This is a genomic window from Taklimakanibacter deserti (genome assembly GCA_003574785.1).
The window spans coordinates 158292-176256 of record QORU01000009.1 but is presented as its reverse complement, the minus strand read 5'-3'; the positions used below and the strand labels follow the sequence as shown (position 1 = coordinate 176256).

At 62.9% G+C, this 17965-nt stretch carries 20 protein-coding genes; 13 read left to right on the top strand and 7 right to left on the bottom strand.

Annotated features, from left to right (window positions below):
- Window positions 1-5: 5 nt before the first annotated feature.
- On the bottom strand, window positions 6-881 hold the full coding sequence (locus DS839_RS20080; protein WP_119272243.1) for a polysaccharide deacetylase family protein: 876 nt from the start codon (window positions 879-881) through the stop codon (window positions 6-8).
- A gap of 194 nt (window positions 882-1075) precedes the next feature.
- Here DS839_RS20080 and DS839_RS20075 point away from each other — a divergent pair, with 194 nt between their 5' ends.
- The 9 genes from DS839_RS20075 (at window position 1076) to DS839_RS20035 (ending at window position 9248) form a co-directional block, all read left to right on the top strand.
- A complete protein-coding gene (locus tag DS839_RS20075; protein ID WP_368911760.1) occupies window positions 1076-1561 on the top strand; it encodes an Lrp/AsnC family transcriptional regulator in 486 nt (161 codons plus the stop codon).
- 128 nt (window positions 1562-1689) lie between these two features.
- Entirely contained in the window at window positions 1690-2733 is a 1044-nt protein-coding gene (locus DS839_RS20070; protein ID WP_368911759.1) for a Rieske 2Fe-2S domain-containing protein, read from the top strand.
- A 14-nt stretch (window positions 2734-2747) separates the two neighbouring features.
- Complete coding sequence (locus tag DS839_RS20065) at window positions 2748-3680, top strand: PDR/VanB family oxidoreductase (RefSeq protein WP_119272241.1); 933 nt, start codon at window positions 2748-2750, stop codon at window positions 3678-3680.
- Window positions 3681-3783: 103 nt separating this feature from the next.
- The gene (locus DS839_RS20060) at window positions 3784-4566 is read left to right on the top strand and encodes an SDR family NAD(P)-dependent oxidoreductase (protein WP_119272240.1); all 783 of its coding nucleotides are present in this window, start codon (window positions 3784-3786) and stop codon (window positions 4564-4566) included.
- 25 nt (window positions 4567-4591) lie between these two features.
- On the top strand, window positions 4592-5719 hold the full coding sequence (locus DS839_RS20055) for an ABC transporter substrate-binding protein (RefSeq protein ID WP_162918683.1): 1128 nt from the start codon (window positions 4592-4594) through the stop codon (window positions 5717-5719).
- 19 nt (window positions 5720-5738) lie between these two features.
- Window positions 5739-6776 (top strand): ABC transporter ATP-binding protein, encoded by a 1038-nt coding sequence (locus DS839_RS20050; protein ID WP_162918682.1) that lies wholly within the window; start codon window positions 5739-5741, stop codon window positions 6774-6776.
- Window positions 6773-7621, top strand: a complete 849-nt coding sequence (locus DS839_RS20045; RefSeq protein ID WP_162918681.1) for an ABC transporter permease — start codon at window positions 6773-6775, stop codon at window positions 7619-7621. The genes DS839_RS20050 and DS839_RS20045 overlap by 4 nt, the downstream gene beginning before the upstream one ends.
- Window positions 7618-8394 carry an ABC transporter permease gene (locus DS839_RS20040; protein WP_119272236.1) on the top strand — a complete coding sequence of 259 codons (777 nt, stop codon included), beginning with the start codon at window positions 7618-7620 and terminating at the stop codon, window positions 8392-8394. The genes DS839_RS20045 and DS839_RS20040 overlap by 4 nt, the downstream gene beginning before the upstream one ends.
- Entirely contained in the window at window positions 8391-9248 is an 858-nt protein-coding gene (locus DS839_RS20035; RefSeq protein WP_119272235.1) for a helix-turn-helix domain-containing protein, read from the top strand. The genes DS839_RS20040 and DS839_RS20035 overlap by 4 nt, the downstream gene beginning before the upstream one ends.
- Here the strand turns inward: DS839_RS20035 and DS839_RS20030 are convergent.
- From DS839_RS20030 to DS839_RS20020, 3 genes are read right to left on the bottom strand one after another with little or no spacing between them, the layout of a single operon-like run.
- Entirely contained in the window at window positions 9205-10305 is a 1101-nt protein-coding gene (locus tag DS839_RS20030; RefSeq protein WP_119272234.1) for a C45 family autoproteolytic acyltransferase/hydrolase, read from the bottom strand. The genes DS839_RS20035 and DS839_RS20030 overlap by 44 nt on opposite strands.
- Window positions 10302-11189 (bottom strand): polysaccharide deacetylase family protein, encoded by an 888-nt coding sequence (locus tag DS839_RS20025; protein WP_119272392.1) that lies wholly within the window; start codon window positions 11187-11189, stop codon window positions 10302-10304. The genes DS839_RS20030 and DS839_RS20025 overlap by 4 nt, the downstream gene beginning before the upstream one ends.
- Before the next feature lie 12 nt (window positions 11190-11201).
- Entirely contained in the window at window positions 11202-11630 is a 429-nt protein-coding gene (locus DS839_RS20020) for a YybH family protein (RefSeq protein ID WP_119272233.1), read from the bottom strand.
- Window positions 11631-11875: 245 nt separating this feature from the next.
- On the opposite strand from DS839_RS20020, the gene DS839_RS20015 reads away from it, so the two are divergent.
- Window positions 11876-12604: a carbonic anhydrase gene (locus tag DS839_RS20015; protein ID WP_119272232.1), complete on the top strand. Its 729-nt coding sequence runs from the start codon at window positions 11876-11878 to the stop codon at window positions 12602-12604.
- Here DS839_RS20015 and DS839_RS20010 read toward each other — a convergent pair.
- The 3 genes from DS839_RS20010 to DS839_RS20000 all read right to left on the bottom strand — a co-directional run bounded on the left by DS839_RS20010 (window position 12590) and on the right by DS839_RS20000 (window position 14867).
- Window positions 12590-13027 (bottom strand): VOC family protein, encoded by a 438-nt coding sequence (locus tag DS839_RS20010; RefSeq protein WP_438816538.1) that lies wholly within the window; start codon window positions 13025-13027, stop codon window positions 12590-12592. The genes DS839_RS20015 and DS839_RS20010 overlap by 15 nt on opposite strands.
- Window positions 13024-13350 (bottom strand): metalloregulator ArsR/SmtB family transcription factor, encoded by a 327-nt coding sequence (locus DS839_RS20005; RefSeq protein ID WP_119272390.1) that lies wholly within the window; start codon window positions 13348-13350, stop codon window positions 13024-13026. The genes DS839_RS20010 and DS839_RS20005 overlap by 4 nt, the downstream gene beginning before the upstream one ends.
- A gap of 83 nt (window positions 13351-13433) precedes the next feature.
- Window positions 13434-14867, bottom strand: coding sequence for an amidase (locus tag DS839_RS20000; protein WP_119272231.1), 1434 nt, complete (start codon window positions 14865-14867; stop codon window positions 13434-13436).
- 106 nt (window positions 14868-14973) lie between these two features.
- Between DS839_RS20000 and DS839_RS19995 the strand changes: the two genes are divergently transcribed.
- The 3 genes from DS839_RS19995 to DS839_RS19985 all read left to right on the top strand — a co-directional run bounded on the left by DS839_RS19995 (window position 14974) and on the right by DS839_RS19985 (window position 17965).
- A complete protein-coding gene (locus DS839_RS19995) occupies window positions 14974-15717 on the top strand; it encodes an SDR family oxidoreductase (protein WP_119272230.1) in 744 nt (247 codons plus the stop codon).
- Window positions 15718-15953: 236 nt separating this feature from the next.
- Entirely contained in the window at window positions 15954-17018 is a 1065-nt protein-coding gene (locus DS839_RS19990; RefSeq protein ID WP_368911757.1) for an ABC transporter ATP-binding protein, read from the top strand.
- Window positions 17019-17020: 2 nt separating this feature from the next.
- A complete protein-coding gene (locus tag DS839_RS19985) occupies window positions 17021-17965 on the top strand; it encodes an ABC transporter permease (protein ID WP_119272228.1) in 945 nt (314 codons plus the stop codon).

Genomic DNA, 17965 nt, shown 5'->3' with positions numbered 1-17965 from the left:
GAAGCTCAAGCGCTGCAGGCATCGCGCGGCAGGGACGGCGTCTTCCCCTTCCGCCACTCACGGGCATAGTCACCGACCGTCGTGAACCGGCCGCCGGGCTTGCTCAGGACATGCTCGATGAGCCCTTCGAGCACGGTCAGGCGATGGCCGCGGCCGATCACTTGCGGATGCATGGTCGGAATGAAAATGCCGGTGCCGATGCGATCGTTGAGATAGTCGAATTCAGCCTTCCAGCTTTCGAGCACGCCGCGCGGTGTTTGGCCGCCTTGCAGCACAGCGCTGCCCATGACCACAAATTCGAACTGCAGGAAGTCGTCGAGATGCCATGAGACCGGCATCTCCACGAGGTCCACCGGCGCGCCGAACTTGAAGGGCTCATCGAGGCTCGCGACATCGCCGAGGCGGCACCAATAGGGCTCGAAATCGGACCCCATCATGCTGCTGTCATAGTCGAAACCATATTCGAGCAGCAGCGGGATGCTGTTGGGGCTGTTGTCCCAGGCGGGCGAGCGATAGCCTCTCGGCCTGACACCGGCAACCTTGTCGAGCGCCGCGAGGCCGCGCTCCATGATCCACCGCTCACGCTCGGCGGTGACGGCGAGTGGGCTTTCATGCGTCCAGCCGTGATGGCCGATCTCATGTCCGGCGGCGGCGATGGCTTCGACCGATTTGGGATAGGCATAGGCCGTGTGGCCGGGAATATAGAATGTGCCCGGCACCTTGTAGCGCTCGAGAACCTCCAGGATGCGGCGCACGCCGACGGCGCAAAATTCGCCACGCGACAATGCCGTGGGCGATGTCTGGCCGAACATGCCGATCCAGACCGACAGCGCGTCATAATCGAAGGTGAGAGCGACCGCTGTGTTGCCGGCACCGAGCATGGCTTGCTCCTCCTCCCCGATGGGACAGCGAGAAGACTAGCTGCGCTTCGCCCGTGAAAAATAACCCGCAATGGGTATGGCAGCGATCCGCACATCAAATGACCATGCTTGAGCGAGGTCATCCATGAGGTGACAGGAGGCCCGGCCCGCGTTACGAAGCCATCTGCGCAAGCCGGCAACGGGAGATGATCAAGATGGTGCCGTTGATGCATATCGATGAAATCGACCGCGGCATCATCGTCGAGTTGCAGTCGGATGGCCGCCGGCCCTTGCGCGAGGTTGCCCGCAATCTGGGGATCGCCGAGGCCACGGTCAGGCTCAGGCTGAAGCGCCTGCAGGACGAAGGCATCCTGCAATTCATTGCCTTTGCCGATCCGACCAAGCTCGGCCCCTCGGTGATGGCGCTCTTTTTCATCACCAGCGAGCCTGATTTCCACGACGCGGTCATTGCCCACCTTCAGGGCCTGAGCGAGGTCACTTATCTGTCGACGACCCTGGGCGATGCCGACATCTGCGCTCAGGTGGTCTGCGCCGATGCCGCCGCCCTCTGGTCCCTCCAGCAATTGACGCGGCGGCTGAAAGGGGTGAGCCGCGTCCAGGTCATCAGCGAGATCGAAGTGCACAAGATCCGTTTCGTGCTGCCCGCCGACAGCATTACGACTGCGCAAAGCGATATATAATAACGATATTTCTGCTATTTGCGCAGAAATAAGCAAAAATAATGTTGACTTGCGCATAATCTCGCCGAATAATCTCCGGATCAGGTGCGGTCGCCAGACCCGCCGCCCGACTGGAGGTTGGCTCACCGATGTTCGACGCCCTTACTCGTCCGTCTGACCGGCTCCCCCCGTTGAAAGGCCCCAAGCGTGAAGCGGCCGAACGCGCCATGCGCCGGCAATGGTGGCCGGTGGCCCGCTCCGTCGATATTGGAAAGCCGCAAGGCGCGGTGCTGCTGGGCGAAAGGCTCGTCGTCTATCGCACGGCAAGCGGAAAGGCCGTCGTGCAGGCGCGGCGCTGCCCGCATCGCGGCGGCGACTTCGCGCTCGGGCAGATTCACGGCGAAGCAATTGCCTGCCCCTATCACGGCTGGCAATTCAGCAGCGCGGACGGCAAATGTACCCATGTCCCCTCGCTCGCCGACCAATCGAAGATCCCGCCCAAGGCCGCCATCGCCGTCTATCCCGCCCTCGAGAAATGGGGGCATGTGTGGACCGTCCTGGAGACGCCCGCTCGTGACATGTATGAGATCGATCTCTGGACCGGGCTCGATCTCGAATGGCTCGCCGGATCGCCGCTCGATTCGACGACCGGCGTCGCCGTCGCCATCGAAAATTTCCGCGATGTCGCGCATTTCCCCTTTGTCCATGCCGTCTCCATGGGACCGACGCCGCATGTCGTCGACCCCCTGAAGGTCAGGCGCGAAGGCCTCAATATCTGGATGGAGCGCCTGCTCACGGCGAGCAGCGGCGACTGGGCCAATGACGGCGACTGCACCATGATCTATCAGTGCACCGCGCCCGGCCTTGCCACCATCACCTATGACTACGAGAAGCTCGGCAAGCGCATCGTCGCCGGCTTCCCCTCGCCCATGGCCTATGACCACGTCATGATCTTCTGGGGCGTGGCCAATGAGAAAAGCTACAAGGGCCTGAGCCTCGAGGAATGCCTGCGCATCGAGGAGATGGTCTATCGCGAGGACTTGCCGATTGCCGGCGCACTCGAGCCGCGCGAGGTGGATTGGGATCAGAGCTATGTCGAGCATTCCGTCCCGGCCGATCTGTTCACGCTGAATTACCGCCGGGCCTTCACGGAATTCGTCGCGGGCGCCGCGGCAGATGGCGGAGCGCGGTGAGCCCTGAGCGGCAGATGCGGATCGTGCGCAGCCAGATCGAGGCCGACAATGTCATTTCGCTCAAGCTGCGCGCCGCCGGCCCGGAAGATCTGCCGGGCTGGACTCCTGGCGCCCATATCGACCTGTTCTTGCCATCCGGCCTGACGCGGCAATATTCGCTGTGCGGCGACCCGGACGACAGGCGCCATTATCAGATCGCCATCCTGCGCGAGCCCAATGGCCGCGGCGGATCGATGGAGGCTCACGACAGGCTGCAGGTAGGGCAGTCCGTCGCCATTGCCGGACCGCGCAACGCCTTCGAGCTCCGGCCGGCGAAGCAATATCTGTTCGTCGCCGGCGGCATCGGCATCACGCCCATTCTCGCCATGGTGCGGCATGCGGAAAGCGCCGGCTTCGCCTGGAAGCTGATCTATGGCGGCCGCACGCGGTATTCCCTGGCCTTCACGGGTGAATTGCTGCCGCTTGGCGAAGACAAGATCACAATCGTGCCGGAGGACGTGAAGGGCCGGATCGATATCGCGGCCGTGCATCGGGCTGCGGAACACGGCGATGAGGTCTATGCCTGCGGACCGGCCGGCATGCTGGACGCGCTCGAAGCAAGATTCACGGCCTCGGGCCGCCGCGGCCAGCTCCATATAGAACGGTTCAGCGCCAAGCCCCCTGCTCCGGTCGCGGGTGACGGCGTCATTCGCGTGTTCCTGTCGCGCAAGGGCGTTCATGTCGATGTTCCGCCCGATATGACCGTCCTCGCCGCCTTGCGCGCCGCCGGGCACGATCTGCCGTCCTCCTGCGAGCAGGGCATTTGCGGCACCTGCGAGACCCGCGTGCTGGACGGCGTGCCGGACCATCGCGACAGCCTCCTGACCGAGGCCGAGCGCGCCAGCAATAGTTGCATGATGCCCTGCGTCTCGCGCGCCAAATCGCCGACGCTGACCCTCGATGTCTAGGTCAAATGGGCCCGATGCTAACCCGTGCGTGGTATGTCGCGCGCACTGTCGCTGTGGCTAGCTGTGGAGAAGGAGGCCGTCTCGAAATGACAGGAAGCGTGCGATGAGTGGCGGTTGGGTGGCGGAAAAGACGGCAATCGTCACCGGCGCCGGCAGCGGCATCGGACGTACCGTCGCGCGGCTCCTGTCCGCGGAAGGCGCCACGGTCCTTCTGACCGATATCGATGCCGATGCGGCGCGCAAAGCCGCGGCCGAGATCGGCGATGGTGCGGCAAGCCTCGCCCAGGATGTGCGCGATCCGCTTCAGTGGGACGCCGTTGTCTCGGGAGTCGTCCAGCGCCATGGTCGCCTCGACGTGCTGGTCAACTGCGCCGGCATTCAGCTCACCCGCGGGCTGATCGAGACGACGCTCGAAGACGTGCGGCGGGTGTTCCAGACCAATTTTGAATCGGTGTTCCTCGGCACGAAGGCGGCGGTGAAGGCCATGCTGCCGCGCAAGACCGGCTCGATCATCAATGTCGCGTCGAACTACGCGAATATTGCCGACGGGCTCAACGCCGCCTATTGCGCCTCGAAGGCGGCGGTGGCGCATTTCACCAAGGCCGCGGCCCTTGATTGTGCGCAGCGCGGCACCACCATCCGCGTCAACTCCATCCATCCCGGCTGCATCGACACGCCGATGCTCGAGCGCGAGATCGTCGATGTCGCCAAGAAGCGCGGCGATCCCGACACATCGCAAGTGCGCGCCGAATGGCGGCGCATGGCGCCTTTGGGGATCGGAACGCCGGAGGACGTGGGCTGGGCCGTCGTGCATCTGGCCTCGGACCGCAGCGCCTACATGACCGGATCGGAAATCGTGATTGATGGTGGTCACATCATTCGCTGACAACACAAGACCAATGGAGGAAACGATGAGGAATTCGAGCAATCCCCTGAAAGGCAGCGCGCTGTCCATCACCCGCCGCGGCTTCATGCTGGGCGCCGGCGGCATGGCGGCCCTGGCCGGTCTCGGCGTTAGGCCCTCTTCCGCCGCCGGTGACGTCACCTTCGTCGGCTGGGAAGGCTATGACACCGCCTTCAAGGCGGGAGACCTCCTCAAGAACGCCGGCGCTTCGCTGCAGACGACCTATATCGCTTCGATCGAGGACATCATCACCAAGCTGCGCGGCGGCGGCATCGGGTCGATCGATCTGACGACGCTGATCTATCAGTATGTCGGCTTTTCCGGCGCCAGCGGCCTTCTCGACGAGATCGACGAGAGCAAGATCCCCAATCTCGCCGGCATGCATCCCAGGGTGAAGGCGTTCGACAAGTTCATGCGCGTCGACGGCAAGCTCTATGCCATCCCCTTCACCTTCTCCTCCATTCCGCTCCTCTACAATCCCGACATGGTGCCCGAGCCCACGTCCTGGCTCGACATGCTGAAGCCCGAATACAAGGGCAAGGTGGTGGGCTATCCGGATGTGATGAGCATGATCGTGACCTGGTCGAAAACGGCCAACGGCCTCGAGGATCCGAGCCGGATGACCAAGGCGCAGCTCGATGCGACCGTCGATCTGATGATCAAGCTCAAGCAGAACTCGCGCACCGTGCCGGCGAGCCTCGGCGAGATCTCCGACATGTTCAAGCGCGGCGAGATCGCCATGGGCATGGGCTGGGAGCCGATGATCAAATGGGTGGAAGGCTCCAAGGTCAAGCTCAAGATCGCCTCGCCGAAGGAAGGCACTTTCGCCTATCTGGATACGGTGAACATCGGCAAGAACGCGCCGAACCGCGATCTCGACCACGAGCTCATCAACTGGGCGCTGGCGCCGGAAAACCAGAAGACATTCGCGGAAGCCAATATTCTCGGTATCGTGAACGAGAAGGCGATGGGCATGGTGTCGGACAAGGTGACGTCGGAAATCTACGGCTTTGCCGATCTCGACAAATACTTCGCCAACAAGTTCCTTCCCGGCATGTTCCCGCTGGAAGCCGAGGGCGAGCTGGTCAAATGGGACGATGTATTGGCGGCCTATGAAACCTATCAGCGCGCATGACATAGAGAGGATGAACCGGATGAAGACGCCGCTCGTGCGGCTCGAGGCGCTGGCCAAGAGCTACGCCTCGGTTCCGGCCGTCCATCCGCTCGACCTCGAATTCGATACCGGCGACTTTCTCGCCATCCTTGGACCATCGGGCTGCGGAAAGACGACATTGCTCAAAATGCTGGGCGGCTTCGTGCCGCCCACATCGGGCCGCATCCTGATCGGCGGCGAGGACGTGACGCACTTGCCGCCGGAGAGGCGGCCGACCAACATGGTGTTCCAGGGCTACGGTCTGTTTCCGCATATGACCGTGCGCCAGAACATCGCCTATGGGCCGCGCATCGCCGGCGAGGACAAGGCCCTTCTGGCCAGGCGCGTGGACGACATGCTGGCGCTCGTCCGCCTGACGGAATTCGGCGACCAGTATCCGGGCGCCCTCTCGGGCGGCCAGCAGCAGCGCGTCGCCTTGGCGCGCGCGCTGATGATGCGGCCCAAGGTTCTCCTGCTCGACGAGCCGTTCGCCGCCCTCGATCTGAAGCTGCGCCAGGCCATGCAGGAGGAATTGCGCACGATCCACAAGAATATCGGCGGCACTTTCGTGTTCGTCACCCATGACCAGGCCGAAGCCATGGCGCTCGCCAGCAAGGTCGTCGTGATGTCCAAGGGCCGGGTGGAGCAAGTGGGCAGCGGCGAGGAGATCTACCGCCGTCCCAAGACCCGCTTCGTGTCGCAATTCGTCGGCGAAGCGAATTTCTTTGCCGCCGAGCGCAAGAACAACCGGGTTTCGATACCCGGCGCCTTCACCTTCGAGGATCACGGCCCCGATTGTCCGGTGCAAGTGGGGGTGAGGCCCGAGCGCGTTCTCCTGGGGGCAAGGACGAAGCAGTCCGCCCATAGTTTCGATGCCAGGATCATCGACCGGCTGTTTTTAGGCGCCCAGGTCCAGTACCGCGTGGCGCTTCCGGACGGCGTCACCTTCCTGGCCACGACACCGGAAGGCGCGCTGCAGATCGGCGAGACGACCAGCGTCGGCTGGTCGGCCGAGGACCAATGGGTGGTGCAGGCATGACGGGCGTGGCCCTCGACCGCCGCAACCTGCTGCTGCTTCCGGCGCTGCTGGTTCTCCTGCTGCTGTTCCTCGGGCCGATGGCCTATTTCTTCGTCGCCTCCTTCTTCAAGGTCTCGCTGTTCAATCTCGTTCCGACCTGGAATCTCGGCAATTACCAGAAGGTCGCCGGCGAATATGGCCTGCCCATCGCCTACACGATGGGCATCAGCGCCTTGATCGCGCTCATCGCGACCGTGCTCGGCTATATCGTCGCTCACGTCATCTGGCGCAATCCCGGGCGCTGGGGCGCTTTCCTGCTCGGCGCCACCTTGCTCACGCTGTTCGGCGGCTATCTCGTCAAGATCTTCGCCTGGAAGACGATCCTCGGCCGCGAGGGCATCATCAACAACACGCTCCTCGCCCTTGGCCTTGCCGATCAGCCGGTCGAGATCCTGCTCTACAGCCCCTTCGCCGTCGTGCTGGTGCTGGTCAGCTACCTTCTGCCCTTCACCATCCTGCCGCTCTATGGCGCGCTCAGGGCCATCGAGCCCACGACCCTCGATGCCGCCCGCGATCTCGGCGCCTCGCCGGCACGGATGTTGTGGGACGCCATCCTGCCGCGCTGCATCCCGGCCATGCTCACGGCCTTCAGCCTCTCCTTCCTGGTATCGGCGGGCGACTATGTGACGCCGCGGCTGGTCGGGGGAACGCGCAGCCTGATGATGGGCAATTTCATCGAAAGCCAGTTCGGCCTGCGCATGAACATTCCCTTGGGCGCCGCCATGACCTATTCGACGATGGTCACCTCGCTCGCCATCATCATCGTCGTCTGGCTGGTCTTGCGCGCCGCGCTGAGGCCCAAATGACCGCGCTCGCCCGCCATGGCTTGAACCTCGCCGCCGGCCTGGCGCTGCTGTTCATGCTGGCGCCGCTGCTGCTGGTCGTCGTGTTCTCGTTCGGCAGCAGCGATGTGATGACCTTTCCCATTCCCGGACTGACGGTCGACTGGTATCGCAAGCTCTTCGCCAGGACGGAATTCTGGGGCGCGCTGCGCAGCACCGCGATCGTCTCGTTGAGCGTGGCGCTGGCCGCGACCGTCATCGGCTCGATGGCCGCCGTCGTCATCTCGCGCATGCGGCCTAAGCCCGCCGCCGCCAGCACATTGCTGTTCGGGCTGCCGATGATGATGCCGCCGCTCGTCCTGGCGCTCGCTTTGCTGTCGGCCTTCGCCGTGGCGGGCGTGAAGCTCAGCCTCCTCACCGTGATCCTGGCGCATCTCACCTTCACCATGCCCTTCGTGATCCTGATCGTCGCGGCGCGGCTGCGCGACTTCGACTACACGGTGCTGGACAGCGCCCGCGATCTCGGCGCCTCGCCGCTCACCACCTTCCTGACGGTCACATTCCCCATCATCCGTCCGACGCTCCTCGGCGCGGCGCTGATGTCCATGGCGCTGTCGCTCGACGATTTCGTCATCACCTTCTTCATGCTGGGCGGCGGCAACACTTTGCCGACGCTGGTCTGGGGCATGCTGCGCACCGGACTCGACCCCTCGATCAACGCGCTCGGCACGCTCATTCTCGCCTTCACGCTCGGAACATCGGCCATCGCTCTGTGGCTGACGCGGTTCCGCGGATGAGCGGCATCCGCCATCTGCGCATCGAGCCCGTGCCGGCGGAACGAAGTCCGGTTGCGCCGGCGCAGAGCGTGACCGTCGACGCCGCTTTGCTGGCCTCGGTTGTCGCTGCCCTTGGCGGCGAAGATTTTTACGCCGCGCTGCGCGCTTTCATCAACGGCATCGTGCGGATCGACAATTGCGTGGCCCTGGTCTTCGACCGTCAGGGCCCGCCGCTCATCCTGCATCAATGGTCGCCGCAGCAGCCCAATTATTTTCAGATGCTGTACAGCCAGGGCGCCTACACGCTGGATCCGTTCTACCGCGCGAGCCTCGATGAGCGCCGCGACGGCGTGATGCTGCTCAAAGACATAGCGCCCGACGGCTTTGGCGAGTCGGATTTCTACAAGGCCTATTACGAGAAGGTGAACATGATCGACGAGATCGGCCTTCTGTGCCCGGTCGACGAGCAGCGCACCATGCATCTCTCCCTCGGCCGCCGCTGCAACTCATGCATCTATGCCGCCGATGATCTTGCCCATGTGAAGCGGCTCCGGCCGCTGCTCTCCACCCTGCTGCTGAAGCAATATCATTTGCAGGACGCGGGGCGTGATGCCGCCGGACATCAGGCGCCCGAGCATGCGGGACAATGGCTGAAACCGTTCCACGTGACGGCCCGCGAAGCGGAAATCGCCGACATGATCCTGCGCGGCCATTCGAATGCCTCGATGGGCGTGATCCTGGCCATCAGCGCCGAAACCGTGAAAGTGCACCGCAAGAACCTCTACGCCAAGATGCGGATCTCTTCGCAGGCGGAGCTGTTCCAACTGTTCATCAGCCATATTTTGCCGCAGCGGGCCGGTCAGCCTCTCGCCTGACCGCGGGATGGCTGCACGGACCGCCGGCATGGACGTCCAGGCTGCCGGCCTCGAGATCGAGCACAACGGTGGACAACGTCTCATATTGCATCGGCGGCGCCTCGGCGGGATCGTGATGGCAGCAAACCGCGGCACCCTTGCCGGAATGGCTGGCCATGGCCGCGAGCACCGTCCGCGCATTCACCTCCGCGAGCGCCGCCATCCGGCGCGTCAGCAGATCGTGGCGCAACAGCGTGTCCGGAAAGGATTTCGGCTCGGTGTCGGAGGCGTCAAGTCCCGGCGCCAGGAAATGGTTGGTGTGGACGAGGAAGCCATTGGCCTGCGGCAGGACGAAGCCCGGGCCGCCGGGATGGAGCTCGACCGTCATCGCCGCCGCCACGTCATGCTCGAGCGACACGAGGTTGATGGAGCTCGACGCCGACACATCGGCGCCCGCCGCGAGCTGGGCCGCACGGGTGATGGTGGCGGCGGAATCGAGGACCTGCCGCGCCACCACATGCACCGGCACGCCGATGCGCTTGCCGTCATCCGCATGGTGAAGGATGGTGAAGAGCACGCCCAGCCCGCGCGTATTGAGGCCGGTCTTTCCGACGATGCCATATTCGGTCATGGTCTTGGTCACGCTGCCATCGGCGAGCGGGATTTCCCAGACCAGCCAGGAGTCCTTCAAGGCATAATACCAGTCCCAGGTCTGGACGGCCGTCGGCGCGCGGCCGTCCACCGGCGCATGAATCACGGACGAGCATTCGCCGCGGGTTCCGGCCTTCAGAAAGGCCAGGATCTCGGTGCGCGCATTCAGCATGCCGATGAGCGCCGGATCGACGCCGGTGCCTTCGGCCATGCCCTGCATTTCTTCATATAGAGCGGGAGCGAAGGCTTGCGTGGCCGCAAGCGCAGCACTACCGGCGCTTTCCATGTCGAAGCTGCCACCCGCCTGGCGCTCGAACATCTCCTGATAGATGCCGATATTGGTGCGGATCCTGTCGGCATGGGCGGCGCCGAATTCCAATCCCCGCGCATGCGCATCGGTGGCCGTCGAGCGGAAATGCCGGATCATAGGCGGTCCCGTCCGCAGGCGGACTGCGCTTGCGGCGCGCCGGAGGCCTTCCACTTGTCCAGCGGATTGGCTTTGCGCCAGCCCTGCGCATAGGCGAGCATGGTGGTGAACTTCACATCGCGCGCGCGCTTGAACTTGTTGATCAGGCGCTCGAGCATCATCAGGCGATGCCCGCGCCCGATCACTTGCGGATGCATGGTGAGGCTGAACAATCCGCCTTTGACGTTCTTGCGGGCGTAGGTGAATTCATCCGTCCAGATTTCCTCGACCTTGCTCGATGCCGACAGGCCGTAAGTATCCTTGTCGACGAATTCGAAATGCGGGAAATCGTCCAGGAGCCAGGTGACGGGCAGCTCGACCAGATCGACATTGGGTCCGAATCTGTAGGGCGAGACACTGTCGAAGCCGTCATCGATGCGGGCATAATAGGGTGTGAAGTCGGCGCCCATCAGGCTCGAATCATAGACGAAGCCGTAATCGAGGAGGATCTTGATGGTGCGATCCGAGAAATCCCAGGAGGGTGACCGGTAGCCTTTCGGCGTCACCCCGGCTGCCTTTTTGAGACATTCGAGACCCTTCTCGATATTGAAGCGCTCGCCGGCTTCGTCGAAATCGGCCGGATTTTCGTGGACCCAGCCGTGATGGGCGATCTCATGGCCCTCGGCGTCGATCTTCTTGACGATATCGGGATAGGCGAGCGCCGTGTGGCCGGGAATGCAGAAGGTCGCCTTGATCCGGTGCTTCTTGAGGAGGCTCAGAATGCGCGGCACGGCGATGGCGCCGAACTCGCCGCGCGAGATCATCGACGGGTTGCGGCTCTTATAGGAGCCGAGCCAGACCGACATGGCGTCGAAATCGAAGGTGAGAGCGCAATTGAGGGTCATCACCGCCTCCAATCAGGTGGAATAGTCCGGGTCGGTGGTGATGTGCTCCTTGAGGATGATCCACTTGCCGTCGCGCCGCTCCAGCGGGAAGGTGCAGTACTGGCGCAGTTTGTGCACTTGGCCGTTGGCCATCTCGCCGCCGCCGCGCAGGATGAAGGAGGCGCAGGCGATATTGCCGTCCACCCAGATCTGGACGCTGTCTTCCTCGGCCTTGATGGCCCACTGTTTCATGTATTGCTTGACCATGTCGCCCCAGATCGTCTTGTAGTCCTTGTGGCCGTAAAGCAGAGACAGCTGGCCGCCATAGTCGTCAATGACCATCGCGTCCTTGTCGAGGACGCGCTCGAATTTCTCGATGCTCCAGGGCTGATCGCCGAAAGTCCACGCATCGAGCCACGCATCGATCGCCGCCCGCACACCTGCAACATCCTTGCCCGTCATGTCCTTCCTCCTTTTTCCGGCTCGTTTTCGCGGTGATCCTAGTCGGCAGGACAGCGCAGGAAATACCCCGGCAAGGGTAGGAAAGGAGGTCGCGCATCAGATGTGCACGCGGCCCCGGCGCGGTGCTGCCGCACGTCCTGAACGCCGCCAGCGTCTCGATCATTTCGATACATGACCTAACGTCAGGCTTGTGATACAGTGCTTTGGAGGCCGGCATCGGGCTGGCACCACGGAAGGGACAGCTCATGTGCGGCAATTGCAAGAATAACGGGATCGGTCGAAGGGATGTGCTGACGCTCGGCGCGGCGAGCATTGTCGCGCTCGGGCTTGGCGGCGTATCGGGACCGGCACGCGCCGCCGACGGCGCGCCGACCGCGCTGTCTCCCGACGAGGCCTTCGCCGCCCTGAAATCAGGCAACGAACGCTATGTCGGCAATCCGGAGCTCTGCTCGGTCGATCTGGCGAAGCAGCGCACGGCAGTGGCCGGGCACCAGGCACCCTGGGCGACGATCATCAGCTGTGCTGACAGTCGTGTGCCGCCGGAGCTGATCTTCGGCGGTCGCGGCGTCGGCGAGCTCTTCATCGCGCGCAACGCCGGCAATCTCGTCGACACCGCGACCCTTGGCACGGTCGAATATGGCGCTGCCGTGCTCGGCTCGCCGCTGATCGTCGTCTTGGCCCACACCAGTTGCGGAGCGGTGAAGGCAGCGTGCGACGTCATCAAGAAGAATGCAACCTATCCCGGCGCCATCGGCCCGATGATCGATCCCATTCTGCCGGCGGCACTTGCGGTGCAGAAAGACTCTGGCGACTTCGTCGACAACGCCGCCAAAGAGAGCGCCAGACGGACCGCCGGGCGGCTTACTGCCGCGAGCAGCGTACTTTCAGGCCTTGCCGGTGCCGGCAAGCTGAAAATCGTTTCGGCGATCTACGACCTGCAGACAGGCGCCGTCAGCTATCTAAACGGCGCCTGAATCCTCATAGCCGCTGACGATGTGGACGATGCCGGCGGGATTGGCGATCCAATAGCCGTCGAAATTTTCAGGCAGCGCCTCGATCGCATCGCAGCGCACGACATCTTGCGCCGCGAGATGCCGGGCCGCTTTCTTCGTGTCGCTGGTGCCGATGTCGAGCCAGAGCTCGGCATGGGACGTCTTGGCGCAGCGGTCGAGCCACAGGCGGATCGGACCGTAATCCACCGCATGCGAATTCTCCGACGTCTGCGTGACCTCGAGGCCGAGCGTGTCGCGGTAGAATTTGATCGTCGCTTCATATTGATGCGGCGGCAGCTTCATGGCGATGTTGCGGCCACCGCGGAATTTGGGAGACGTGTCGGGCATTTTGCGCTGCTCCTGCTCATGATTGCTGTTGTCGATGACGGTGCCGTCATAATTCATGACTGATCATCCTTGCTGCGCGGATCCGGCTGCCTAAGGGCTTCCTCGAGCGCATCGAGCCTTGAGCGCCAGAAGTCACGGATGGATTTGAGCCAGCTTTCGACGTCGCTCAGCCCTTGCGCATTGAGCGAATAGATGCGCCGCTGGCCCTCCACGCGCACATCGACGAGCCGCGCTTGCTTGAGCGCCTTCAAATGCTGCGACACCGCCGGCGCCGTCATCCGGAAATTCTCCGCCAGCGCGCCGGCGGAAAGCTCGCGCTCCGCCAGGAGGCCGATGATGCGCCGGCGCGTGGGGTCGGAAATGGCCGTGAAACTATCCATGGCCATATAATGTAGTTATCACTTAAATAAGTCAAGTCTTAAGTATTTAATTTCAAATATGCTTTTGAAAAAGAACATGAATTTTAGATCTTCGGCCTGGACTTCTTTTCGGTAAGCCAACCACCGACGGCCTTCTCATAGGCGAGCGCCGCCTTGAACACGGTGGCATCGTCGAAGGTCCGCCCGACGATCTGGATGCCGGTCGGGACCCCGCTCGCGGCAAAGCCCGAAGGCACCGACATCACCGGGCAATTATGCAGCATGTTGAACTGATGGGTCATGACCCATCCATATTCGCCGTCGACCTTGACGCCGTTGATGCTGAAATCGGGATCCCAGGGATCATGGTCGGCATGCACGGCGGGAAGGTTGAGCGTCGGGCAGATGAAGACGTCATGTTCCGCGAGCACCGGGCCCAATGTCTCATACATGCGATGCGCCTCGGCCCACGCCTTGTGCACGTCGTCGATGCCCGTCTTCTCGACGGCGTCCGCCATCTTGAGCGCATAGTCGGTCATGAGATGGCCATGCGTCTTCTTCCACCACACCGTCTGGCGGCCGAACTCCATCGTATTGTACCAATGCAGTGCATGTGTCTCGACATCGCCGGTCCAGCCGAGCGTGACCTCGCTCACCTTTGAGCCGAGCGCGCGGAAGCGGTCGAGTGCCGCAGCTGTGTTCTTGCGCACATCGGGATCGACATTCACATAGCCGAAATCGATCGACCACGCGATCTTGAGCCCTCTGAGCGACCCTGGCCGTTCCGGCAGCGTGACCACATCGCGCAAGGAATCATGATCGAGCGGATGGGGCCCTGAGGTGACCGACTGCATCAGCGCCGCATCGCCCACCGCGCGCGTCATCGGCCCGCAGTGATTGTAGCGGTCGAAGCAGTTGGGCGGGCCGTCCGGATTGCGCCCATGCGGCGGCTTGAAGCCGACGACGCCGCAGGCGGACGCCGGGATGCGGATCGACCCGCCGATATCGGTCCCCGTTGCCAGCGTCGTGAGGCCGGCAGCGAGTGCGGCACCCGATCCGCCGGACGAGCCGCCGGGCCCATAATCGATATTGAAGGGATTATGCGTCGTGCCCCAGGCGCGCGAATGGCAGGCGCCGGAAAGGCAGAATTCGGGTGTCGTGGTGCGCGCATGGATGATGGCGCCCGCTTGCGTCAGCCTCTCGATCATCGGATCGGAATGATCGTCGATATTGTCGATGAAGATGAGCGAGCCGTGGGTCGTGCGCTTGCCCTTCACGCGCTGCGCGTCCTTCACCGCGAGGACGATGCCTTCGAGCGGCCGCGGCGCGCCGGATCTTTTCGCATAGACCGCTTCCGCCGCCTTGGCTTGCTCGAGCGCCTCCTCGAAATAGCGGTCGGTAAAGCAGTTGATCGACGGATTGACCTTTTCGCTGCGCGCGATCTGGGCCTTCAGGATCTCGAGCGGCGAGACCTTGCGGGCACGGAAGAGCTTCAGCGCCTCCTTGGCGGACAGATAGCACAGATCCTCATCAGTCATGGACAAACCTCAGGCGGGCGGTTAGAGCATCGGACCGAAAAATCCATGGCCGCCCCTCGAGGCGGCCATCCAGTTACTATCTGACTCAAACGAGGGAAAGAAGTCCATGGGTGACAGGCTGAAGGGCAAGACGGCTCTGGTGACATCGGCGGCGCAGGGCATTGGCCGCTCGGCGGCGGTCGCCATGGCGCGCGAAGGGGCGAAGGTCTATGCCACCGACATCCGTGAAGATCTGCTCGCCGCTCTCGCCAAGGAAAATCCCGGCATCGAGGCCTTCACGCTCGATGTCCTGAACCCCGCGGCAATCGCCGCGGCGGCAAAGCGCGCGCCGGACGTGGATGTCCTCTTCAACTGCTCGGGCTTCGTCCATCACGGCACCATTCTCGATTGCGACGAGAAGTCCTGGGATTTCTCCTTCGATCTCAACACCAAGGCGCATTACCGGATGATCAGGGCGTTCCTCCCCGCCATGCTGGAAAAGGGCAAGGGCGCCATCATCAACATGTCCTCCGTCGCGTCCTCGATCAAGGGCGTGCCCAACCGTTTCGTCTACGGCGCCACCAAGGCTGCGATCATTGGCCTCACCAAGGCGCTCGCCGCCGATTTCGTGGGCAAGGGCATCAGGTGCAATGCCATTTGCCCGGGAACGGTCGACACCCCCTCGCTCAATGACCGCATGCGCCAGCAGGGCGATTACGAGAAGGCTCGCCAGGCCTTCATCGCCCGCCAGCCCATGGGCCGCCTGGCGAGCCCCGAGGAAATTGCCGCTCTCGTCATCTATCTCGCGAGCGATGAGGCCGCCTTCGTGACCGGACAGACCTTCGTCATCGACGGCGGCTGGGCCATCTAAGGGTAGCGTGATCAGGAAAAGTGGGTACCGGTTTTCCGTCCGATCACGCGCCAAACATGAGATCGTTAACGCGTGTCCTTTCGCTCCGGGCGACGGAAAGATTCGCCGATGCCACATCCCAGTTGGCAAGCTTCCACATTCCCCCTAGGATGGATGCAATAAGAATAAGGACATGATCAGGGGAGTTGTGATTGGGTAGGGCCGAGTCTGGGGAACGGCGCAGTGCCATTGAGGCATTGGCTGTCAGCAAGGTTTTCGGCAATGGTGATGATGCGGTCAAAGCGCTCGACAATGTGTCGGTCACCATTCGCGAAAATGAGTTCTTCACGCTTCTGGGCCCTTCCGGCTGCGGCAAGACCACCCTCCTCCGCCTGATCGCCGGCTTCGATTTTCCGACCGAAGGCGAGATCCGTCTCTATGGCGAGGACATCGCGCCGCTGCCGCCCTTCAAGCGCCCGGTCAACACCGTCTTCCAGAATTACGCTCTGTTCCCGCACATGACCGTCGCCCAGAATATCGGCTTCGGTCTTGAAATGCTGGGCAAGCCGCGCCCTGAGATCGATGCGCGCATCGCCGAGATGCTGAAGCTCGTGCGCATGGAGGAGTTGCGCAACCGCCGCACCAGCCAGATCTCCGGCGGCCAGCAGCAGCGCGTGGCGCTTGCCCGCGCTTTGGCGCCCAGGCCCAAGGTGCTGCTCCTCGACGAGCCACTTTCGGCGCTTGATTTCAAATTGCGCAAGGACATGCAGATCGAGCTCAAGCGGCTGCAGCATGAGACCGGCATCACCTTCATCTTCGTGACCCACGATCAGGAAGAAGCGCTCACCATGTCGGACCGCATCGCGGTCATGTCCAATGGACGCATCCTGCAAGTGGGCTCGCCGCGCGACATCTATGACCGGCCGGCCGAGCGTTTCGTCGCCAATTTCATCGGCGACACGAACTTCCTCGAAGGCGACGTCAAGTCGCTCAGCCATGGCAAGGCGCGCGTGGCGCTTCTGGCGGGGGCTGAGGTCGATGCCGGCATTTCCGCAGGGACGAAGCCTGAAGGCCGCGTCACCATCGTGGTCAGGCCCGAGCATGCGGCACTCCAGGCCAGGCCCGACGCCAATGCGCTGAAAGGCACGCTCGAGAATATCGTCTATTTCGGCACCGACACGCATTTCCATGTCAAGCTCGCGGCGGGTCCGCATTTCATCATCCGCCAGCAGAACCGGCATGGCGTGACGGAGGATTTCAGGACCGGCATGCCGGTCGGCGTCGAGATCGGCGAGAACGCGGCCCAGGTGCTGAAGGACTGATCATGATCCAGGAACGTCCGCCGCCCGTCTCCCGCGCCGCTCAAGTCGCCGCCGACGCTGACCGGCGCGAAGTCCGCAATCGCTGGTACCTCGCCTCTCCCGCCCTCCTCATCATCCTTTTCGCCGCCACTGGCCCACTCGTCATCGTCCTGATCTATTCCTTCCTGACGCCTGCCGATTATGGCGGCGTGGTGTGGAAGCCCTCGGGCCAAGCCTGGTTCCAGGTGTTGTTCCAGAAGGACATTTTCGACGACACGACGACCTTCGCCGATGCGCATCTCTCGATCCTCTGGCGCTCGGTGAAGCTCTCTCTCCTCACCACCATCATGGCGCTGATCTTCGGCTTTCCGACCGCCTATTTCATCGCCACGCGCTCGGAAAAGGCGCGCGACATCTGGCTCTTCCTCATCACCATCCCCTTCTGGACCAACCTCCTGATCCGCACCTTCGCGGTCCAGGAAGTCATCCGCAACGAGGGCATATTCAACACGATCCTCCTGAAGCTCGGCATCATCTCGAGCCCGATCCAGATCATGTTCACCGATGTCGCCATCATGCTGGGCATGCTCTATGTCTATTTGCCGCTCATGGTGCTGCCGCTCTATGCCAGCATGGAGAAGCTCGATTTCCGCCTGGTCGAGGCCGGCTACGATCTCTATGCCAACCGCTTCCAGGTGCTGCGCCGGGTCATCATCCCCCTGGTCAAGCCCGGCATCATCGCGGGCTCGATCCTCGTCTTCATTCCCTCGCTCGGTGCCTATGTGACGCCGCGCGTCTTGGGCGGCGGCAAGAACATGATGCTGGGCAATCTGATAGAGCTGCAATTCGGCCAGGGCCGCAACTGGCCCCTGGGTGCGGCACTCTCGATCACCTTGATGGCCATCGTGATGATCGCCCTTATGGTCTATGTCCGCTATGCGACCCGCGGAGACGTGCGCCATGGGTAG

Coding starts and splice junctions, on each gene's coding strand:
- DS839_RS19985 (WP_119272228.1), top strand. CDS start 17,021: ATGATCCAGGAACGTCCGCCGCCCGTCTCCCGCGCCGCTCAAGTCGCC.
- DS839_RS20030 (WP_119272234.1), bottom strand. CDS start 10,305: ATGATCCGGCATTTCCGCTCGACGGCCACCGATGCGCATGCGCGGGGA.
- DS839_RS20010 (WP_438816538.1), bottom strand. CDS start 13,027: ATGAATTATGACGGCACCGTCATCGACAACAGCAATCATGAGCAGGAG.
- DS839_RS20070 (WP_368911759.1), top strand. CDS start 1,690: ATGTTCGACGCCCTTACTCGTCCGTCTGACCGGCTCCCCCCGTTGAAA.
- DS839_RS20065 (WP_119272241.1), top strand. CDS start 2,748: ATGCGGATCGTGCGCAGCCAGATCGAGGCCGACAATGTCATTTCGCTC.
- DS839_RS20000 (WP_119272231.1), bottom strand. CDS start 14,867: ATGACTGATGAGGATCTGTGCTATCTGTCCGCCAAGGAGGCGCTGAAG.
- DS839_RS20025 (WP_119272392.1), bottom strand. CDS start 11,189: ATGACCCTCAATTGCGCTCTCACCTTCGATTTCGACGCCATGTCGGTC.
- DS839_RS20020 (WP_119272233.1), bottom strand. CDS start 11,630: ATGACGGGCAAGGATGTTGCAGGTGTGCGGGCGGCGATCGATGCGTGG.
- DS839_RS20080 (WP_119272243.1), bottom strand. CDS start 881: ATGCTCGGTGCCGGCAACACAGCGGTCGCTCTCACCTTCGATTATGAC.
- DS839_RS20055 (WP_162918683.1), top strand. CDS start 4,592: ATGAGGAATTCGAGCAATCCCCTGAAAGGCAGCGCGCTGTCCATCACC.
- DS839_RS19995 (WP_119272230.1), top strand. CDS start 14,974: ATGGGTGACAGGCTGAAGGGCAAGACGGCTCTGGTGACATCGGCGGCG.
- DS839_RS20005 (WP_119272390.1), bottom strand. CDS start 13,350: ATGGATAGTTTCACGGCCATTTCCGACCCCACGCGCCGGCGCATCATC.
- DS839_RS20060 (WP_119272240.1), top strand. CDS start 3,784: ATGAGTGGCGGTTGGGTGGCGGAAAAGACGGCAATCGTCACCGGCGCC.
- DS839_RS20040 (WP_119272236.1), top strand. CDS start 7,618: ATGACCGCGCTCGCCCGCCATGGCTTGAACCTCGCCGCCGGCCTGGCG.
- DS839_RS20015 (WP_119272232.1), top strand. CDS start 11,876: ATGTGCGGCAATTGCAAGAATAACGGGATCGGTCGAAGGGATGTGCTG.
- DS839_RS20050 (WP_162918682.1), top strand. CDS start 5,739: ATGAAGACGCCGCTCGTGCGGCTCGAGGCGCTGGCCAAGAGCTACGCC.
- DS839_RS20045 (WP_162918681.1), top strand. CDS start 6,773: ATGACGGGCGTGGCCCTCGACCGCCGCAACCTGCTGCTGCTTCCGGCG.
- DS839_RS20075 (WP_368911760.1), top strand. CDS start 1,076: ATGGTGCCGTTGATGCATATCGATGAAATCGACCGCGGCATCATCGTC.
- DS839_RS20035 (WP_119272235.1), top strand. CDS start 8,391: ATGAGCGGCATCCGCCATCTGCGCATCGAGCCCGTGCCGGCGGAACGA.